Consider the following 16,936-nt stretch of genomic DNA (forward strand, 5'->3'; position numbering starts at 1 on the left):
TCAGGCCAGGGTGGCCGGGTCGACATTGCCGCCGCACAGCACGAGTCCCACGCGTTCGTCGGGGCGCGGCACATGGGCTCCGCTGTGCAGTGCTGCCAGGCCCAAAGCAGCCGCGGGCTCGACCGCGAGGCGCAGTTCGCGCCAGAGCCATTGCTGCGCCTGGCGGATGGCCGCATCGTCGAGCAGCAGTGCGGTCTGCACGTGCTGTTGCGTGGTGGCCCAGCTGATCGCGCCGATGCGCTTGGCGCCGAGCGCATCGGCGGCCACGCCCCCCACATCGACATCGACGGGCGCGCCCGCTTCGCGCGCGCGGAACAGCGTGGGGGCCAGGGCCGGCTCCAGTGCGACGACGCGGCAGCGGTCTTCGCACCACGCAGCGATGCCGCCGATCAAGCCGCCGCCGCCCACGCTGACCAGCATGCTGTCGGGCAGGCCGCCGGCCTGCTCCTCGATCTCGCGGGCCAGGGTTCCGGCGCCGGCCACGACCTCGGGCTGGTCGTACGCATGGGTCAGCAGCGCGCCGGTTTGCTGCTGGCGCGCCAGACAGGCGGCCAGGGCCTCGGAATAGGCCGCGCCGACCACCTGCACTTCAGCGCCCAGCGCACGCAGGCGTGCCTGCTTGGCCGGCGAGGAGATGGTCGGCACGAACACCTCGCAGCGCACGCCCAGGGCCTGGGCGGCCGCGGCCGTGGCGATGCCGGCGTTGCCGCCCGAGGCGACGATGACGCCGGCCGCAGGAATGGGCTGCGCGAGCAGCCGGTGCAGCATGCCGCGCGCCTTGAAGCTGCCCGACACCTGCAGTTGCTCGAGCTTGAGCCAGACCTCGGCGCAGGCCAGGCCCAGCGCCGCACCGGGCAGGCGCCACAGCGGCGTGGCCCGCAGGAAGTCGGCAGGGCCCTGGCGCAGGCGCTCGTGCGCGGCCGCGATGTCCGCGCGCGTGGTGGCGGGCGGCATCAGTAGCCGTCGTCCGAGCCGGCCGCGAGGCTCTCGAACTTGGTGATGTTGCGCAGGAAGGCGAGCTTGACGGTGCCGGTCGGGCCGTTCCGCTGCTTGGCGATGATGACCTCGGCCACGCCAGGCTCCTTGCAGGCGTCCTTGGTGTAGTACTCGTCGCGGTAGATGAACATGATGATGTCCGCGTCCTGCTCGATGGCGCCGGATTCGCGCAGGTCGCTCATCATGGGGCGCTTGTCGGGCCGCTGCTCCACGCTGCGGTTGAGCTGCGACAGCGCGATCACCGGGCACTGCAGTTCGCGCGCGAGCATCTTGAGGCCCCGCGAGATCTCGCCCAGTTCGGTGGCACGGTTCTCGTCGCTGCCACCGCCGGAGCCGCTCATGAGCTGCAGGTAGTCCACCACGATCAGGCCGAGCTTGCCGCACTGGCGCGCGAGCCGGCGTGCGTTGGCGCGCAGTTCGCTGGGCGACAGGCCCGGCGTCTCGTCGATGTGCAGCGAGATGTTGCGCAGCTTCTCGATGGCCTCGGTCAGGCGCGGCCACTCGTCGTCGGTCAGGCGGCCGTTGCGCAGGTGGCCCTGGTCGACACGGCCGATCGAGCCGACGATCCGCACGGCCAACTGGGCTGCGCCCATTTCCATCGAGAAGATGGCGACCGGCAGGCCTTCGTGCAACGCCACGTGCTCGGCGATGTTGACGGCAAAGGCGGTCTTTCCCATGGACGGGCGCGCGGCCAGCACGATCATGTCGCCGGCCTGCAGGCCCGAGGTCATGCGGTCCAGGTCGTGGAAGCCGGTGGGCACGCCCGTGATCTCGTTCTGCTGGTCGGCCATCTCCTGCACGCGGTCCAGCAGGTCGACGACCAGCGACTCCATCGCCTGGAAGCCCTGCTTGTTGCGCGCACCTTCCTCGCCGATGTTGAAGATCTTCTGCTCGGCTTCGTCCAGGATCTTGTCGACCGCGCGGCCCTTGGTGTTGAAGGCGCTGGTGGCGATCTCGTCGCTGGCCGTGACGAGTTTGCGCAGGATGGCGCGCTCGCGCACGATCTCGCCATAGCGGCGGATGTTGCTCGCGCTCGGCACGAACTGCGCCAGGGAGTTCAGGTAGGACAGCCCGCCCACGTCGTCGGCCTTGCCGACCGACTGCAGCGCCTCGTACACCGTGATCACGTCGGCCGGCTTGTTGGCGTTCACGAGGTCGCGGATGGCCGCGAAGATCAACCGGTGCTCGTAGCGGTAGAAGTCGCCCTCCTTGAGCACGTCGCCCACGCGGTCCCAGGCCGCGTTGTCCAGCAAGAGCCCCCCCAGCACGCTGGACTCGGCCTCGATGGAATGCGGCGGCACGCGCAGCTGCGCGATCTGGCGATCCTGCGGATCGTCGTCGATGGAATACATGGCGGACATCGGTGACCTTGAAAGCAAGCGCGGGATGCTACGCGCCACATGCCGGGCCGTCATGGGACAAGCCTGTGCATAAACGGTGGAGCAGCGGTGATTCTGGCGGCACAGCCTGTGGGCAAGCTGTGGTCACCAAAAGAAAAAGCCGCCGGGCTCGCGCCTGGCGGCTTCTCAGCGGATCGCGACGATCAGGCGGTTTCGCCGTAGACCGAGACGTTGATCTCGACGACCACGTCGGTGTGCAGGGCCACGCTCACGGTGCTTTCGCTGACGGTCTTGATCGGGCCGTTGGGCATGCGCACTTGCGACTTGGCGACCTTGTAGCCGAGCTTCTCGAGCTCTTCAGCGATGTCGGCGTTGGTCACCGAGCCGAACAGGCGGCCGTCCACGCCGGCCTTCTGGGTCAGCTTGACGGTGGTGCCGGACAGCTTGTCGCCCTGGGCCTGGGCTTCGCCCAGCTTGGCGGCAGCGGCCTTCTCGAGCTCGGCGCGGCGCGCTTCGAATTCGGCCTTGGCCGATTCGGTGGCGCGGCGGGCGCGGCCCGAAGGGATCAGGAAGTTGCGGGCGTAGCCATCCTTGACCTTGACGATTTCGCCGAGGTTGCCGAGGTTGACGACCTTGTCGAGCAGAATGATTTGCATGCTCGTGGCTCCTTAGATGCGGTGCTGGTCGCTGTACGGCAGCATCGCGAGGAAACGCGCACGCTTGATGGCCGTGTTCAGCTGACGCTGGAAGAAAGCGCGGGTGCCGGTCAGGCGCGCCGGGATGATCTTGCCGTTCTCGGCAATGAAATCGCGCAGCGTGTCGATGTCCTTGTAGTCGATGTGCTCGACACCGGTCACGGTGAAGCGGCAAAAGCGCTTGCGCTTGAACAGCAGCGATTGGGTGTTGCGCTTGGGACGCTTGTCCTTGTTGTTGAAACGCCTAGGTCCGGCCATGTTGGGCTCCTGATGAATCTGTTGAAACTGGTTGAAACTCTTGCACGTGCAGAACGAGACCCTTGCCAGCGCGCGGGTTGGTGACGAAGCCGGCGAAACGCCAGCTGCTGCCAACTACCTGCTTGCGCATCCGCTCGGCCACGGCACCAAAGGCCACAGCCCTGATGCTTGCCTTGATGTGCCGTGTCTGCCCCGCTTCCTCGACCTGCGACTCGTGTTCCAGCACCAGATCCTGGGCGGGCAAGCCGGCCGGGGTGTAGCGCAGGGCCTTGAGTTCGGCGATCGACGCGGTCAGCAGCAGGTGGTTCATGCCTGCCAGGCCTGCACGCGGCGGCGCGTTGCGTTCTGCTGCGGTGCCGTCCTCAATGCTGGCCGGCGGTCTCGGCCTGCTGGGTCTTGCGGGCTTCTTCGCGCTCGACCGTCTTCATCATGGAAGACGGGCCGGTCTCGGCCTTCTTCAGCTGGACGGTCAGGTGGCGCAGCACGGCGTCGTTGAACTTGAAGGCGTGCTCGAGCTCGCTCATCACGGCCTGGTCGGCCTCGATGTTGACGCACAGGTAGTGCGCCTTCGCCAGCTTGTTGATCATGTAGGCCAGTTGACGACGGCCCCAGTCTTCCACGCGGTGGATCTTGCCGCCGCCGTTGGTGATCATGGACTTGTAGCGCTCCAGCATGGCCGGAACCTGTTCGCTCTGATCCGGGTGGATCATGAGGATGATTTCATAGTGACGCATGGACTCTCCTTAAGAGTAAGAACCCCTCCCCTTGCGGACGACTTCCCCAAGGTTCGGGGCCAAAGCCACCTGCGGCGTCAACTGCAGTGTGGCAAGGCAAAGCCGAGCATTATAGCCCGGACTTGCGAGAGAGCAAACTGGCCGACACGATAGCAGCCGTAGCCGCAGCGACGCCGAACACGCCGGCGGCCGCCGGCTGGATGCCGAACCACAGGCCAGGCCCCGAAAATCCGGTCCAGCCTCGCACCACGGGGTGGTGTGCCAGCATGTAGCCCAGCGTCACGCCGGCACCGGCCAGCATGCCGGCCATCACGCCTGCGCGCGAGGTGCGGCGCCAGAAGATGCCAGCGACCAGCGCCGGAAAGAAGGTCGAGGCCGCCAGCGAGAACGAGGCCGTGACGAGGTACAGGATGTCGGCCGAGCGCCAGGCCGCCACGTACGCCGCCGCCAGCGCCACCATGAGCAGCGCGAACTTGGAGAACACCACGCTGTAGAGCGCGCCCACGCGCCGCCTGCCGCTTTGCAGGTACAGGTCGTGCGCGAAGGCGTTGCCCATGGTCAGCAGCAGGCCGTCGGCCGTGGACAGGGCTGCCGCCAGGCCGCCGGCAGCCACCAGGCCGGCGATGACGTAGGGCAGCCCGCCGATCTCGGGCGTGGCCAGCATGATGATGTCCGCGCCCAGGCGGATCTCGGCGAACTGCAGGATGCGGTCGCCGTTCACGTCGGCCACCGAGACCAGCGCAGGATCGACGCGCGCCCACTGCGCGATCCAGGCCGGCAGGTCGTCGAAGCTCCGGCCCACCAGCCCGCTGAGCACCTCGTGCTTGACCAGCACCGCCAATGCCGGTGCCGCGATGTAGAGCAAGGAGATGAACAGCAGCGACCAGGCCACCGAGCTGCGTGCGCCCGCGACCGATGGCGTGGTGAAGAAGCGCGTGAGCAGGTGCGGCAGGCCGGCCGTGCCCAGCATCAGGCACAGCATCAGCGCCAGGAAGTTCAGCCGTGCCGTGGAGAAGGCGGCGCGCTCGGCCGGCGTGCCATCGGGATGGCCGGCGAACGGTGTGGCCATGGGCGCCACCCCGCCCAGCGGACGCGAGCGTTCCTGCATCTCGGCCAGCGCGCGCGTCCATCGCTCGCGCGCAACCTGCTCGGTCGCAGGCAGGGCGTTGAGCACGCGGCTGGCTTCGCGCAGCGCGGCATCGGCAGCGCCCGCCGCGCGCAGCTGCTGCAAGCGCTGCTGGGCCTGCAGGCGCTCGCGTGCCAGCGCGGCCGGCACGTCGCGCAGCATGGCTTCATAGGCCGCGGCACGGCGCGCGAACTCGGCCACCACGGCCTGCTCGGCCGGCGCGGCAGCCAGCTCGGCCTCGCGCACGGCGATCTGGCCCAGCTGCGGCCCGTAGACGAAGGGCGCGGCCGGATTGCCGAGCTGCTTGTAGGCCAGCCAGGACACCGGGATCAAAAAGGCCAGGATCAGGATCACGTACTGCGCCACCTGGGTCCAGGTCACGGCCCGCATGCCGCCCAGGAAGCTGCACACCAGCACGCCACCCAGGCCGAGCAGGATGCCGATCTCGAACTGCACGCCGGTCAGGCGCGAGGCGATCAGGCCCACGCCGTAGATCTGGGCCACGACGTACGTGAAGGAGCACAGCACCGCCGCCAGCGCCGCCAGCACGCGTGGCCAGCGGCCGCCGAAGCGCTGCGCAAAGTAGTCGGGCACGGTGTAGATCTCGGCGCGGCGCAGGGCCGGCGCGATCAGCAGCGCCAACAGGCAGAAGCCGCCGGTCCAGCCCAGGATGTAGGCCAGGCCGCCGGCCTGGTTGGGCAGCCCCGAGAAGCCCTGCAGGTACAGCCCGCCGGCCAAGCTGATGAACGACGCCGCGCTCATCCAGTCGGCCGCCGTCGCCATGCCGTTGTAGACGGGCGGCACGCTGCGGCCGGCCACGTAGTACTCGCGCGCGTCAGATGTGCGGCAAAAGATGCCGATGCCGGCATACAGCGCCAGGCTGGAGAACAGGAAGATGGCGCCGATCCAGGGGCGCGGCAGGCCGGCGCGCTCGGCCAGTGCCATGGCGGCCAGGAATGCCAGCAGGCACAGCACGTACAGCGCGAAGATGCGGTGCAGCCGGCCATGGGCGGCTGGCGCGGCGGCATCGCGGCCTCGCCGGGCCCACGCATAGACCGCGACGATGGCGATGAAGCCGAACACCGCGCCCTGCGCGCAGAGCCAGTAGTTCAGCGGCCAGCCGGCGACGGTGGTGTCGAGATCGCGGGCGAACCAGGCCGGCCCGAAGGACAGCAGCGCCCACAGCAGCAACAGCAGACCTCGCAGCAATCCGTCTCCTTGCCGCCGCGTGGCATCGCGGCTGTTCTCATCGAAAAAGGGGCGCCCGAAGGCGCCCCGATGGTGCAGCTTGGCGGCCTGACCGTGTCAGCGCGCCAGTTGCTGCCAGGTCGCAACCACCGTGTCCGGGTTCAACGAAATCGACTCGATGCCCTGGTCCGCCAGCCACTGCGCGAAGTCCGGATGGTCGCTGGGGCCCTGGCCGCAGATGCCCACGTACTTGCCCTTGGACTTGCAGGCCTGGATGGCGCGCTGGAGCATGGCCTGCACGGCGGGATCGCGCTCGTCGAAGTCGGCCGCCAGCAGCTCCAGGCCCGAGTCGCGGTCCAGGCCCAGCGTGAGCTGGGTCAGGTCGTTGGAGCCGATCGAGAAGCCGTCGAAGTACTCGAGGAACTCGTCGGCCAGGATGGCGTTGCTGGGCACCTCGCACATCATGATGACCTTGAGGTCGTCCTGCCCGCGCTTGAGCCCATGCACCGCCAGCAGCTCGGTCACGCGGGCGGCCTGCTTCAGGGTGCGCACGAAGGGCACCATGACCTGCACATTGGTCAGCCCCATGTCCAGGCGCACGCGCTTCATGGCCTGGCACTCCATGGCGAACGCCTCCCCGAACTCGGCGCTGATGTAGCGTGCCGCGCCACGGAAGCCCAGCATCGGGTTCTCTTCCTCGGGCTCGTAGCGGCTGCCGCCGATCAGCTTGCGGTACTCGTTGGACTTGAAATCGGACAAGCGCACGATCACCGGCTTGGGCCAGAAGGCCGCGGCGATGGTCGCCACGCCCTCGGCCACCTTGTCGACATAGAACGCCCGCGGCGAGGCGTGGCCGCGGGCCACCGACTCGACCGCCTTCTTGAGGTCGGCATCGACGTTCGGATAGTCGAGGATGGCCTTGGGGTGCACCCCGATGTTGTTGTTGATGATGAACTCCAGGCGCGCCAGACCGACACCCTGGTTGGGCAACTGGCAGAAGTCGAAAGCCAGTTGCGGGTTGCCCACGTTCATCATGATCTTGGTCTTGATCTCGGGCATGGCGCCGCGCTCGACCTCGGTGATCTCGGTTTCCAGCAGACCGTCGTAGATGCGGCCGGTGTCGCCCTCGGCGCAGCTGACCGTCACCAGCGTGTCGCTTTTCAGCCGTTCGGTCGCGTCGCCGCAGCCGACCACGGCGGGGATGCCCAGCTCGCGCGCGATGATGGCCGCGTGGCAGGTGCGGCCACCGCGGTTGGTCACGATGGCGCTGGCGCGCTTCATCACGGGTTCCCAGTTCGGGTCGGTCATGTCGGTGACCAACACGTCGCCAGGCTGCACCTCGTCCATCTGGCTGATGTTGTGGACCAGGCGGACCGGGCCGGTGCCGATCTTCTGGCCGATGGCACGGCCTTCGGCCAGCACGGCGCTGCGGCCCTTGAGCTTGTAGCGCTGCTCGGCCTTGCCGGCCTGCTGGCTCTTCACGGTCTCGGGGCGGGCCTGCAGGATGTAGAGCTGGCCGTCGGTGCCGTCCTTGCCCCACTCGATGTCCATCGGACGGCCGTAGTGCTCCTCGATCACCAGCGCGTACCGCGCCAGTTGCTCGACCTCGGCATCGGTCAGCGAATAGCGGTTGCGCAGCTCGGTCGGCACGTCCACGGTCTTGACCAGCTTGCCGCTGGATTTTTTCTCCTCGGGCGTGGCGAACACCATCTGGATCAGCTTGCTGCCCAGGTTGCGGCGGATCACGGCCTTCTTGCCGGCCTTGAGCATGGGCTTGTGGGCATAGAACTCGTCCGGGTTCACGGCGCCCTGGACCACGGTCTCGCCCAGACCATAGCTGGAGGTGATGAAGACCACCTGGTCGAAGCCGGACTCGGTGTCGATCGTGAACATCACGCCGGCCGCGCCCTGGTCGGAACGCACCATGCGTTGCACGCCAGCCGACAACGCGACCACGTCGTGCGCGAAGCCCTTGTGCACGCGGTAGCTGATGGCGCGGTCGTTGTAGAGGGAGGCGAATACCTCCTTCATCTTGTGCAGCACGTCCTCGATGCCGACGACGTTCAGGAAGGTCTCCTGCTGGCCCGCGAACGAGGCGTCGGGCAGGTCTTCGGCGGTGGCCGAGGAACGCACGGCGAAGCTGGCCTGGGCATTGCCGGCGGACAGTTCGGCGAACGCGTCGCGCACGCCTTTTTCCAGGTCTGCCGGGAATGGCTGGGCCTCGATCCAGTGGCGGATCTCGGCGCCCGCGGCTGCCAGCGCGCGCACGTCTTCGATGTCCAGGGTGGCCAGGCGCTGGGCGATGCGCTGCGTCAGGCCTTCGTGCGCGAGGAATTCGCGGAAAGCATGGGCAGTGGTCGCGAAGCCCGTGGGCACGCGGACGCCCTGGGGCAGCTGGGAGATCATCTCGCCGAGGCTGGCGTTCTTGCCGCCGACCGACTCGACGTCGGTCATTCTCAGGTTCTCAAACGGTACGACCAGGGCGGTCGCCTCAAAGAGTGCAGACATGGGAAAGCTCCAAAGGTTGAAAAACCGTCTGCACGCCGCCCGCAGGACGCCCCGCCGTCAGCAACGTCGTCCATGCCGGCGGCGCAACGTGGTTGTCGTTGCTGTGTGTGCGCGCGCCACATGGTGAAAATCTGGGACATTGGGGCGGCATTGTAGGGGCCAGCCCGGGCATGGCGTGTAGGCCCGGTTCCTGCAAAATGGCCCCGCAGTTTTCTGGAGCACCTATGACGACCCGCACCGTATTCTTCATTTCCGACGGCACGGGCATCACGGCCGAAACCTTCGGCAACGCCATCCTGGCGCAGTTCGACATGAAGACGCGCCACGTGCGCCTGCCCTTCGTGGACACCATCGACAAGGCCCACCAGGCGGTGCGGCAGATCAACCATACGGCCGAGGTCGAGAACCGCAAGCCGCTGGTGTTCACCACCATCGTCAATGTGGAGGTGCTGCAGTTCTTCGAGCAGCACTGCCACGGCATGCTGCTGGACATGTTCGGCACCTTCGTGCGGCCGCTGGAGGTGGAGCTCGGCATCAAGTCGCACCACCGCGTGGGGCGCTTCTCCGACATCAGCAAGAGCCAGGCGTACAACGACCGCATCGCCGCGATCAACTTCTCGCTGGAGCACGACGACGGCCAGAGCGACCGCGACCTGCAGCAGTCCGACGTGATCCTGGTCGGCGTGAGCCGCAGTGGCAAGACGCCCACTTCGCTCTACCTGGCCATGCAATACGGGCTCAAGGCATCGAACTACCCGCTGATTCCGGAGGACTTCGAGCGCAACCACCTGCCGCCAGCGCTGGTGCCGCACCGCGCCAAGCTGTTCGGCCTGACCATCAACCCCGAGCGCCTTTCGGAGATCCGCAACGAACGCCGGCCCAACTCGCGCTATGCGGCGCTCGACAACTGCCGCATGGAGGTCGCCGCGGCCGAGTCGATGATGCGGCGCAGCGGCATCCGCTGGCTCAGCACCACGACCAAGTCGATCGAGGAAATCGCAACCACGATCCTGCAGGAAGTGCGGCCCGAACGGCTCACCTACTGAGCCGCACGCCCACTGGCCTGCCGCGCGAGCCGCTGCAAGGCATCACGTTCTTCCTCCAGAACAGTCTGCTCACGCGCGAGCAGCCAGCCACGCCAGGCCAGGCGGCGCGCCTCTTCCGCCAGCACGCCGCCCGTGGCCCCGGCGATGGCGCCGAGCAGCTTGGTGAAGCGCGTGTGCACTTCGACCAGTCCCGCAGCGTCGCGCTGCAGCGGTGCGAACGCATCGCGGACGAAGTCGGCATCGTCGAGGGCCGGCACGTAGACGCGGTCGCACCGATCGGCCGACGGCGGATCGGACGGCGGCCCGGCCCGGTGCTGCGCCCAGGCGTCGACCAGGACCCGCGTGATGGAGCCACCCACCTGGATGGCGGAGCCGGCGTCGTTCACGGCCGCAGACAACGCCCGCTGGCCGATCTCACTGAGCACCAGCAGCCCGAAACGTGGGTCCTGGAGGAAGCTGCGCTCCGCCCCGACCTCGATGGCACGGCGCAGCGCCGCCTCCTGCTCTGGCGCCAGCACCGCGGCCCGCCCTTGTGCGTCGGCGACCATGGCAAGCACCTGCCCTCGCACGACGAATGCGCCAGGCCGAAGGACCAGCCGGATTTCCCATTGCTGCGCCTGTGCCTGCGTCTGCATGGCCGGCACATCCAGATGTTGCACATAGCCGGTGGCCACCGCACGCAGCGGCATGCCGGGCAGGCCGTGCACCGTCTCCAGCGCCCTGCCGCCCAACGCCGGATCGCGCCAATGGTCGCGCAGGGCCGCACTCGCGGCGGCCTCCACCTGCTGGACCGTATGGCCCATGCGGCCAAGCTGGGAGAGCGTGCGGATCCATCGGATCAGCATCACGATGACCTGCACGACGACTGCGATGGTGACCAGCAGGAGCACGAACCTCCCGGTCGAACCGTAGTAGCCCAAGCCGAGCGCCAACAGCGCGATGACGGCATAGATGAACGCCGCGATGAAGGTGGCCACCGCCGTCTGCGCGTTGTCGTCGCCCATGATCACGCGCAGCGCACGCGGCGTTGCGCTGCCTGCTGCCGACGAGAACGCCTGTACCAGGATGGACAGGGAGAAGGTGCTGACGGTCAGCATGCTGGACGCGATGATGGTCAGCAGGCCTTGCAGGGTTTGCCGCTCCACGTCGGGCAGAACCCCATCGGGCAGTACACCGTTGGCGAGCACGGCCGCCAGGGCCACGAACGTGGCGACCACGCTCCACCACGCCGGCTTGAACCAGAGCTGTTCGCGCAGCCGGCCCCACAGGCGCCAGGGATGAGAAGACATGGTCCCTAGCCTACGACGCTCCAGGGCCCCCGGCTGTAGGAAGGCAGCCACCGCGCCCCTTCCGAGCGCGAGGCACCTGCCGCACTCAGGCGTGGGCCGCCGCCGGGCTGCGGATCAGGTGGTCGAACGCGCTGAGTGCCGCTTTCGCGCCCTCTCCCGCCGCGATCACGATCTGCTTGTACGGCGTGGTCGTCGCATCGCCAGCCGCGAACACGCCGGGCACCGAGGTCTGGCCGCGTGCGTCGACGATGATCTCGCCGTACTTGGACAACTCCACCGTGCCCTTGAGCCATTCGGTGTTGGGCACCAGGCCGATCTGCACGAACACCCCCTCCAGCGCCACCAGATGCTCGGCGCCGGTCGCGCGGTCCTTGTAGCGCAGGCCGTTGACCTTGCCCTCGGCCCCGGTGATCTCGGTGGTCTGCGCGTTGGTGTGCACCGTCACGTTGGGCAGGCTGTGCAGCTTGCGGACCAACACGGCATCGGCCTTGAGTTGGTCGGCGAACTCGACCAGCGTGACGTGGCTCACGATGCCGGCCAGGTCGATCGCGGCCTCCACACCCGAGTTGCCGCCGCCGATCACCGACACGCGCTTGCCCTTGAACAGCGGGCCATCGCAGTGCGGGCAATAGGCCACGCCCTTGTTGCGGTACTCGGCTTCGCCGGGCACGTTCACATTGCGCCAGCGTGCGCCGGTGGACAGGATCACGGTCTTGCCCTTGAGCACGCCGCCGTTGGCCAGTTGCACCTCGACCAGGCCGCCGGGCTCGGTCGCGGGCACCAGCTTGTCGGCGCGCTGCAGGTTCATGATCTCCACGTCGTAAGCACGCGTGTGGGCTTCCAGCGCGGCGGCGAACTTGGGGCCGTCGGTTTCGAGGACCGAGATGTAGTTCTCGATGGCCAGCGTGTCGTTGACCTGGCCGCCGAACCGCTCGGCCGCCACGCCCGTCCGGATGCCCTTGCGCGCCGCGTACACGGCGGCGGCGGCACCGGCCGGGCCACCGCCCACGATCAGCACGTCGTAGGGCGCCTTGGCCGACAGCTTGGCGGCATCGCGCGCTGCGGCACCGGTGTCCAGCTTGGCGACGATCTCCTGCAGCGTCATGTGGCCCGAGCCGAACACCTTGCCATTCAGGAACACCATGGGCACGGCCATGATCTCGCGGTCGTTCACTTCCTGCTGGAAGGCGCCGCCCTCAATGACGGTGGTCTTCACACGCGGGTTCAGCACAGCCATCAGCGCCAGGGCCTGCACCACGTCGGGGCAGTTGTGGCAGGTCAGGCTCATGTAGACCTCGAAGGCGTAGTCGCCGTCCAGCGCCTGCACCTGGTCGATCACGTCCTGTTCGACCTTGGGCGGGTGGCCGCCGGTCCACAGCAGTGCCAGCACCAGCGAGGTGAACTCGTGGCCCAGCGGCAGGCCGGCAAAGCGCAACTGCGTGTTCGTGCCGGTGCGCTGGACGCTGAACGAGGGCTTGCGCGCGTCGTTGCCGTCCAGGCGCAATGCGATCTTGTCGCTGCGCAGGCCTTGGACCGTTTCCAGCAGGCTGCGCATGTCGCGGGCAGTCTCGCTGTCGTCCAGGGAAGCCACCAGCTCGAACGGCTGCGTGACGCGCTCCAGGTAGGCGCCGAGCTGGGTCTTGAGTTGGTCGTCGAGCATGGTGAATTCCTTTGGATATGCGTTATTTGGGGATCGGACGGGCGAAAAAAAGCCGGACGGCATGGCGGATGGCCGCCATGACGCTGTCCGGCTCGTGGGCGCAGCGTGTGCGCCCTGCCGTTGCCGGCTGCTTAGATCTTGCCGACCAGGTCCAGCGAAGGCGTCAGGGTCTTGGCGCCTTCCTTCCACTTGGCCGGGCAGACCTGGCCGGGGTTGGCGGCGGTGAACTGGGCAGCCTTCAGCTTGCGCAGCGTTTCCGAGACGTCACGGGCGATCTCGTTGGAGTGGATCTCCAGCGTCTTGATCACGCCATCGGGATTGATCACGAAGGTGCCGCGCAGGGCCAGGCCTTCTTCGGGGATGTGCACGCCGAAGGCATTGCTCAGTTGGTGCGTCGGGTCGCCGACCAAGGGGAACTTGGCCTTGCCAACGGCGTCGGAGGTTTCGTGCCAGACCTTGTGCGAGAAGTGCGTGTCGGTCGTGACGATGTAGACCTCGGCGCCGGCCTTCTGGAATTCGGCGTAGTTCTCGGCTGCGTCCTCGATCTCAGTCGGGCAGTTGAACGTGAAGGCAGCCGGCATGAAGATCAGAACGGACCACTTGCCCTTCAGGTTCGCTTCCGTCACTTCGATGAACTCGCCCTTGCCGGTGCGGTTCACGAAGGCGGTGGTCTTGAAGGGTTGGACTGGCGTGTTGATCAAAGACATGTTGTTCCTATGAAGGCAGTTGGAAAATTCGCGAAGCCCGAACTTTAACCCTCGTCCCTGGGCCAGGACCAATCGTTTGCCGATATGGCCTGCATTGAAAAAGCCAATGCGCAGGCGCTGCCGGGCGCGCGCTGAGCAGGAACGCCTATCAATGTCACCCGCAGCCACACCACAAACACGGGGGCATTGGTTGGCGCAGTCGTCGCCGCCACAGGACAATGCGCGTCTTGATCCACACCACAGCACATAAGAAGGAACACCCCATGCAAGGCGACCCCCAAGTCATCGCACATCTGCAAGCGCAGCTCAAGAACGAGCTGACGGCCATCAACCAGTACTTCCTGCACTACCGCATGCTCAAGCACTGGGGCCTGACCAAGCTGGCCAAGAAGGAGTACGAGGAGTCCATCGGCGAGATGAAGCACGCCGACAAGCTCATGGACCGCATCTTCATGCTCGACGGCCTGCCCAACCTGCAGGACCTGGGCAAGCTCATGGTCGGCGAGGACGTGCCCGAACTGCTGAACTGCGACCTCAAGATGGAATACGGCGCCCAGGCGACCATCAAGGACGGCATCGCCCACTGCGAAACCGTGCGCGACTACGTCTCGCGCGACCTGCTGCAAGGCATCCTGGACGACACCGAAGAGCACATCGATTTCCTTGAAACCCAGATCGACCTGGTCCAGAAGGTCGGTCTGCAGAATTACCTGCAGAGCCAGATGGGCGAGTTGGACTGATCGCAAAGCATCACGGCCGACGGCGGCCGGATCGACAACGGCGGGTTCTCCCGCCGTTTTTTTTGGCGCTGCGCGGCGCAGCGCCCGCCCGGAGCCACCACCTTCACGCAGCAGCCACACCGTGGGGGTGGCTCTTTTGCGGGGGCCCAGTCGCCATGCTGGCCATCGGCGGTGTCCGCGTCCGACCAGGCGCGTGACGTTGTTGTCACACAACGTCACACTGGCCTTCAGGAATGAGAATAAATATCATCTGCGCGCCTTGTGCCGCCGGTGACCGGCGGCTGCAACTTCCCAGCCCGCCAACCGCTCCTTGCGTCCCCGCCACCGGGGCCGATCTGCGTCAGCCAGCCAGCTCACCACCGCAGATCCATCGGAGCATCCATGTCCTACATCACCAGCCGCAAGCACCCGCGTGCGAGCAGCGCGGCGGCGGCCACCCTGGTCGCCATCGCGCTGCCGGTTGCCGCCCAGAACACGCCGGCCAATACCGCCGGCACGCTGCGCGAAGTCCAGGTCCAGTCGACCACCGAGACCGAGTACAAGCCCGAGCGCGTCTCCTCGCCCAAGTTCACGCAGCCGCTGGTCGACACGCCGCAGACCGTCACGGTCATCAGGAAGGAGGTGCTGCGCGACCAGGCCGCCACCACGCTGACCGATGCGCTGCGCAACACGCCCGGCATCACCCTGCAGATGGGCGAGAACGGCAACACCGCCACCGGCGATGCGGTCTACCTGCGCGGCTTCGACGCGCAGGGCAGCATCTTCGTGGACGGCATCCGCGACGTAGGCACCATCACGCGCGACATGTTCAACATCGAGCAGGTCGAGGTCGTCAAGGGCCCGGCCGGCACCGACATCGGCCGCGGCTCGCCCAACGGCTACATCAACCTGCAGAGCAAGGTGCCGTTCGCCGAGAACGACGCCAATGCCACCGTGAGCCTGGGCAGCGGCAGCCTCAAGCGCAGCACGCTGGACCTGAACCGCAAGCTCAACGAGTCCGGCTCCGCCGCGTTCCGCCTGAACCTGATGGCACAGGACAGCGGCGTGGTCGACCGCGACGAGGTCAAGAACAAGGGCTGGGGCTTTGCACCCTCGCTGGCCCTGGGCCTGGGCACGCCGACGCGGACCTACTTCTCCTACCTGCACATGAACCGGCGCAACCGGCCCGATGGCGGCTTCGTGACGACGCGCCTGCCGGGCTGGTCAGTGACCTCCCTGGGCGGCACGCAGATCCCGGCGGTCGATGAAAGCAACTACTACGGTTGGGCCTCCGACCACGACGACGTGGATTCCGACATGTTCACGGCGCGCATCGAGCACGACCTGGCACCCGGCGTGACAGTGCGCAACATCACGCGCTGGGGCCGGACCAAGCAGGACTTGGTGTTGACCGCGCCGTTCTCCAGCACCGTGATCGCGCCGAACCTCGCCGATCCTTCTACCTGGTTGGTGCGCCTGCTGCCGCAGGGCAAGCTGCAGCGCAACGAAATCCTGGCCAACCAGACCAACATCACGGCAGATCTGAAGCTCGGCGGGCTGGAGCACAGCTTCAGCGGTGGGCTGGAGTTCGCGCGCGAGAAGCAACACAACGGCACCATGGCCGCCAACATCAATGCCAGCAATGGCAGATTGGTCGGCACGGCGTACCAGGCCTATACCAGCCTGTATGCGCCGGACATGGGCCGCCCTCTGGTCACCGTGACACCCAACGGCGCCAGTACCAATGGCGAGGTCACCACCACCGCCGCCTACCTGTTCGACACGGTCAAGCTCAGCCCGGCCTGGCAGGTCAACGCCGGCGTGCGCTGGGAGCACTACCGCACCGAGTACCTGAGCCTGCCCGCCACCGGCACGACCACGGCTCCCGTCAATCTGTCGGACTCCGGCGACCTGTTCACCGGCAAGGTCGGCGCGGTCTACAAGCCAGCGGCCAACGGCAGCATCTACGTTGCCTACGCCACGTCGGCCCGGCCGCCGGGCAGCGATTTCGCGCTCTCGGGCACGGCCGGCAACAGCAACAGTCCCAACATGGATCCGCAGAAGGCGCGTAGCGCGGAGATCGGCACCAAGTGGGATGTGCTGGACAAACGCCTCGCACTGACCGCCGCGCTGTTCCGCACCGACAACACCAACGAAGTCGGCACGCCGGACCCGGTGACCGGCGCGGTCGACCAGTACGGCAAGACCCGGGTCCAGGGCGTGGAATTCAGCGCCATCGGCCAGATCACGCCGGCCTGGCAACTGATCGCCGGCCTGGCCAATACCAGTGCCAAGGTCATCGAGGGCTCGCGGACGGCCACGACCACCGGGGCAGCCGTGCGTTACTCGCCCAAGCTGACCGCCACGCTGTGGAGCACCTACAAGCTACCCTTCGGCCTGACGGTGGGCGGTGGCGTGCGCTACGTCGACACCCAGGCCCGCTCGACCAACGCGGCGGCCGTGGCCTTCGTGCCCGAGGTCCCGAGCTACACCGTGCTGGACGCCATGCTGGGCTACGAGATCAACAAGAACTTCTCGCTGCAACTCAACGTGTTCAACCTGGCCGACAAGTTCTACATCGCGCGCATCAACAACGCCGGCAACCGCGCCACCATCGGCACGCCACGCTCGGCGGTGGTGACGGCCAAGCTGCAGTTCTGAGCCTGGAGC

14 protein-coding genes are annotated in these 16,936 nt (G+C 67.2%); 3 read left to right on the plus strand and 11 right to left on the minus strand.

The window, feature by feature from the left end; genetic code table 11:
• From ASF44_RS29760 to ppsA, 8 genes are all read right to left on the minus strand, one after another.
• Entirely contained in the window at positions 1–954 is a 954-nt protein-coding gene (locus ASF44_RS29760) for a threonine/serine dehydratase (protein WP_056902860.1), read from the minus strand.
• Positions 954–2,357, minus strand: a complete 1,404-nt coding sequence (dnaB, locus tag ASF44_RS29765) for a replicative DNA helicase (RefSeq protein WP_056902861.1) — start codon at positions 2,355–2,357, stop codon at positions 954–956. The genes ASF44_RS29760 and dnaB overlap by 1 nt, the downstream gene beginning before the upstream one ends.
• 182 nt (positions 2,358–2,539) lie before the next feature.
• Positions 2,540–2,992: a 50S ribosomal protein L9 gene (gene rplI, locus ASF44_RS29770; protein WP_056902862.1), complete on the minus strand. Its 453-nt coding sequence runs from the start codon at positions 2,990–2,992 to the stop codon at positions 2,540–2,542.
• Between the two features lie 12 nt (positions 2,993–3,004).
• Positions 3,005–3,289, minus strand: coding sequence for a 30S ribosomal protein S18 (gene rpsR / locus ASF44_RS29775; RefSeq protein WP_056186748.1), 285 nt, complete (start codon positions 3,287–3,289; stop codon positions 3,005–3,007).
• On the minus strand, positions 3,276–3,599 hold the full coding sequence (gene priB, locus ASF44_RS29780; protein ID WP_056902863.1) for a primosomal replication protein N: 324 nt from the start codon (positions 3,597–3,599) through the stop codon (positions 3,276–3,278). The genes rpsR and priB overlap by 14 nt, the downstream gene beginning before the upstream one ends.
• Positions 3,600–3,651: 52 nt before the next feature.
• Positions 3,652–4,023 carry a 30S ribosomal protein S6 gene (gene rpsF, locus ASF44_RS29785; protein WP_056672744.1) on the minus strand — a complete coding sequence of 124 codons (372 nt, stop codon included), beginning with the start codon at positions 4,021–4,023 and terminating at the stop codon, positions 3,652–3,654.
• Between the two features lie 109 nt (positions 4,024–4,132).
• A complete protein-coding gene (locus tag ASF44_RS29790) occupies positions 4,133–6,358 on the minus strand; it encodes a VC_2705 family sodium/solute symporter (protein WP_156374758.1) in 2,226 nt (741 codons plus the stop codon).
• Between the two features lie 96 nt (positions 6,359–6,454).
• A complete protein-coding gene (gene ppsA, locus ASF44_RS29795; protein WP_056902864.1) occupies positions 6,455–8,845 on the minus strand; it encodes a phosphoenolpyruvate synthase in 2,391 nt (796 codons plus the stop codon).
• Between the two features lie 224 nt (positions 8,846–9,069).
• Here ppsA and ASF44_RS29800 point away from each other — a divergent pair, with 224 nt between their 5' ends.
• A complete protein-coding gene (locus tag ASF44_RS29800; protein ID WP_056902865.1) occupies positions 9,070–9,891 on the plus strand; it encodes a pyruvate, water dikinase regulatory protein in 822 nt (273 codons plus the stop codon).
• Here ASF44_RS29800 and ASF44_RS29805 read toward each other — a convergent pair.
• The 3 genes from ASF44_RS29805 to ahpC all read right to left on the minus strand — a co-directional run bounded on the left by ASF44_RS29805 (position 9,885) and on the right by ahpC (position 13,547).
• Positions 9,885–11,180: a DUF2254 domain-containing protein gene (locus ASF44_RS29805; protein ID WP_056902866.1), complete on the minus strand. Its 1,296-nt coding sequence runs from the start codon at positions 11,178–11,180 to the stop codon at positions 9,885–9,887. The two genes, ASF44_RS29800 and ASF44_RS29805, sit on opposite strands and share 7 nt — an antisense overlap.
• 85 nt (positions 11,181–11,265) lie before the next feature.
• Positions 11,266–12,840 (minus strand): alkyl hydroperoxide reductase subunit F, encoded by a 1,575-nt coding sequence (gene ahpF, locus ASF44_RS29810; RefSeq protein ID WP_056902867.1) that lies wholly within the window; start codon positions 12,838–12,840, stop codon positions 11,266–11,268.
• Positions 12,841–12,971: 131 nt separating this feature from the next.
• The gene (ahpC, locus tag ASF44_RS29815; protein WP_056902868.1) at positions 12,972–13,547 is read right to left on the minus strand and encodes an alkyl hydroperoxide reductase subunit C; all 576 of its coding nucleotides are present in this window, start codon (positions 13,545–13,547) and stop codon (positions 12,972–12,974) included.
• A gap of 263 nt (positions 13,548–13,810) precedes the next feature.
• Between ahpC and bfr the strand changes: the two genes are divergently transcribed.
• Both bfr and ASF44_RS29825 read left to right on the plus strand, forming a co-directional pair.
• A complete protein-coding gene (gene bfr / locus ASF44_RS29820; RefSeq protein ID WP_056902869.1) occupies positions 13,811–14,287 on the plus strand; it encodes a bacterioferritin in 477 nt (158 codons plus the stop codon).
• A gap of 381 nt (positions 14,288–14,668) precedes the next feature.
• The gene (locus tag ASF44_RS29825) at positions 14,669–16,927 is read left to right on the plus strand and encodes a catecholate siderophore receptor Fiu (protein WP_056902870.1); all 2,259 of its coding nucleotides are present in this window, start codon (positions 14,669–14,671) and stop codon (positions 16,925–16,927) included.
• Positions 16,928–16,936: the final 9 nt, after the last annotated feature.

The organism is Pseudorhodoferax sp. Leaf274 (assembly GCF_001422445.1).
Classification (GTDB): Bacteria; Pseudomonadota; Gammaproteobacteria; order Burkholderiales; family Burkholderiaceae_C; genus Pseudorhodoferax.

What these genes read in the sequence shown, in the direction of transcription:
- ASF44_RS29760 (WP_056902860.1), bottom strand. Translation starts at nt 954, where the DNA reads ATGCCGCCCGCCACCACGCGCGCGGACATCGCGGCCGCGCACGAGCGC.
- dnaB (WP_056902861.1), bottom strand. Translation starts at nt 2,357, where the DNA reads ATGTCCGCCATGTATTCCATCGACGACGATCCGCAGGATCGCCAGATC.
- rplI (WP_056902862.1), bottom strand. Translation starts at nt 2,992, where the DNA reads ATGCAAATCATTCTGCTCGACAAGGTCGTCAACCTCGGCAACCTCGGC.
- rpsR (WP_056186748.1), bottom strand. Translation starts at nt 3,289, where the DNA reads ATGGCCGGACCTAGGCGTTTCAACAACAAGGACAAGCGTCCCAAGCGC.
- priB (WP_056902863.1), bottom strand. Translation starts at nt 3,599, where the DNA reads ATGAACCACCTGCTGCTGACCGCGTCGATCGCCGAACTCAAGGCCCTG.
- rpsF (WP_056672744.1), bottom strand. Translation starts at nt 4,023, where the DNA reads ATGCGTCACTATGAAATCATCCTCATGATCCACCCGGATCAGAGCGAA.
- ppsA (WP_056902864.1), bottom strand. Translation starts at nt 8,845, where the DNA reads ATGTCTGCACTCTTTGAGGCGACCGCCCTGGTCGTACCGTTTGAGAAC.
- ASF44_RS29800 (WP_056902865.1), top strand. Translation starts at nt 9,070, where the DNA reads ATGACGACCCGCACCGTATTCTTCATTTCCGACGGCACGGGCATCACG.
- ASF44_RS29805 (WP_056902866.1), bottom strand. Translation starts at nt 11,180, where the DNA reads ATGTCTTCTCATCCCTGGCGCCTGTGGGGCCGGCTGCGCGAACAGCTC.
- ahpF (WP_056902867.1), bottom strand. Translation starts at nt 12,840, where the DNA reads ATGCTCGACGACCAACTCAAGACCCAGCTCGGCGCCTACCTGGAGCGC.
- ahpC (WP_056902868.1), bottom strand. Translation starts at nt 13,547, where the DNA reads ATGTCTTTGATCAACACGCCAGTCCAACCCTTCAAGACCACCGCCTTC.
- bfr (WP_056902869.1), top strand. Translation starts at nt 13,811, where the DNA reads ATGCAAGGCGACCCCCAAGTCATCGCACATCTGCAAGCGCAGCTCAAG.
- ASF44_RS29825 (WP_056902870.1), top strand. Translation starts at nt 14,669, where the DNA reads ATGTCCTACATCACCAGCCGCAAGCACCCGCGTGCGAGCAGCGCGGCG.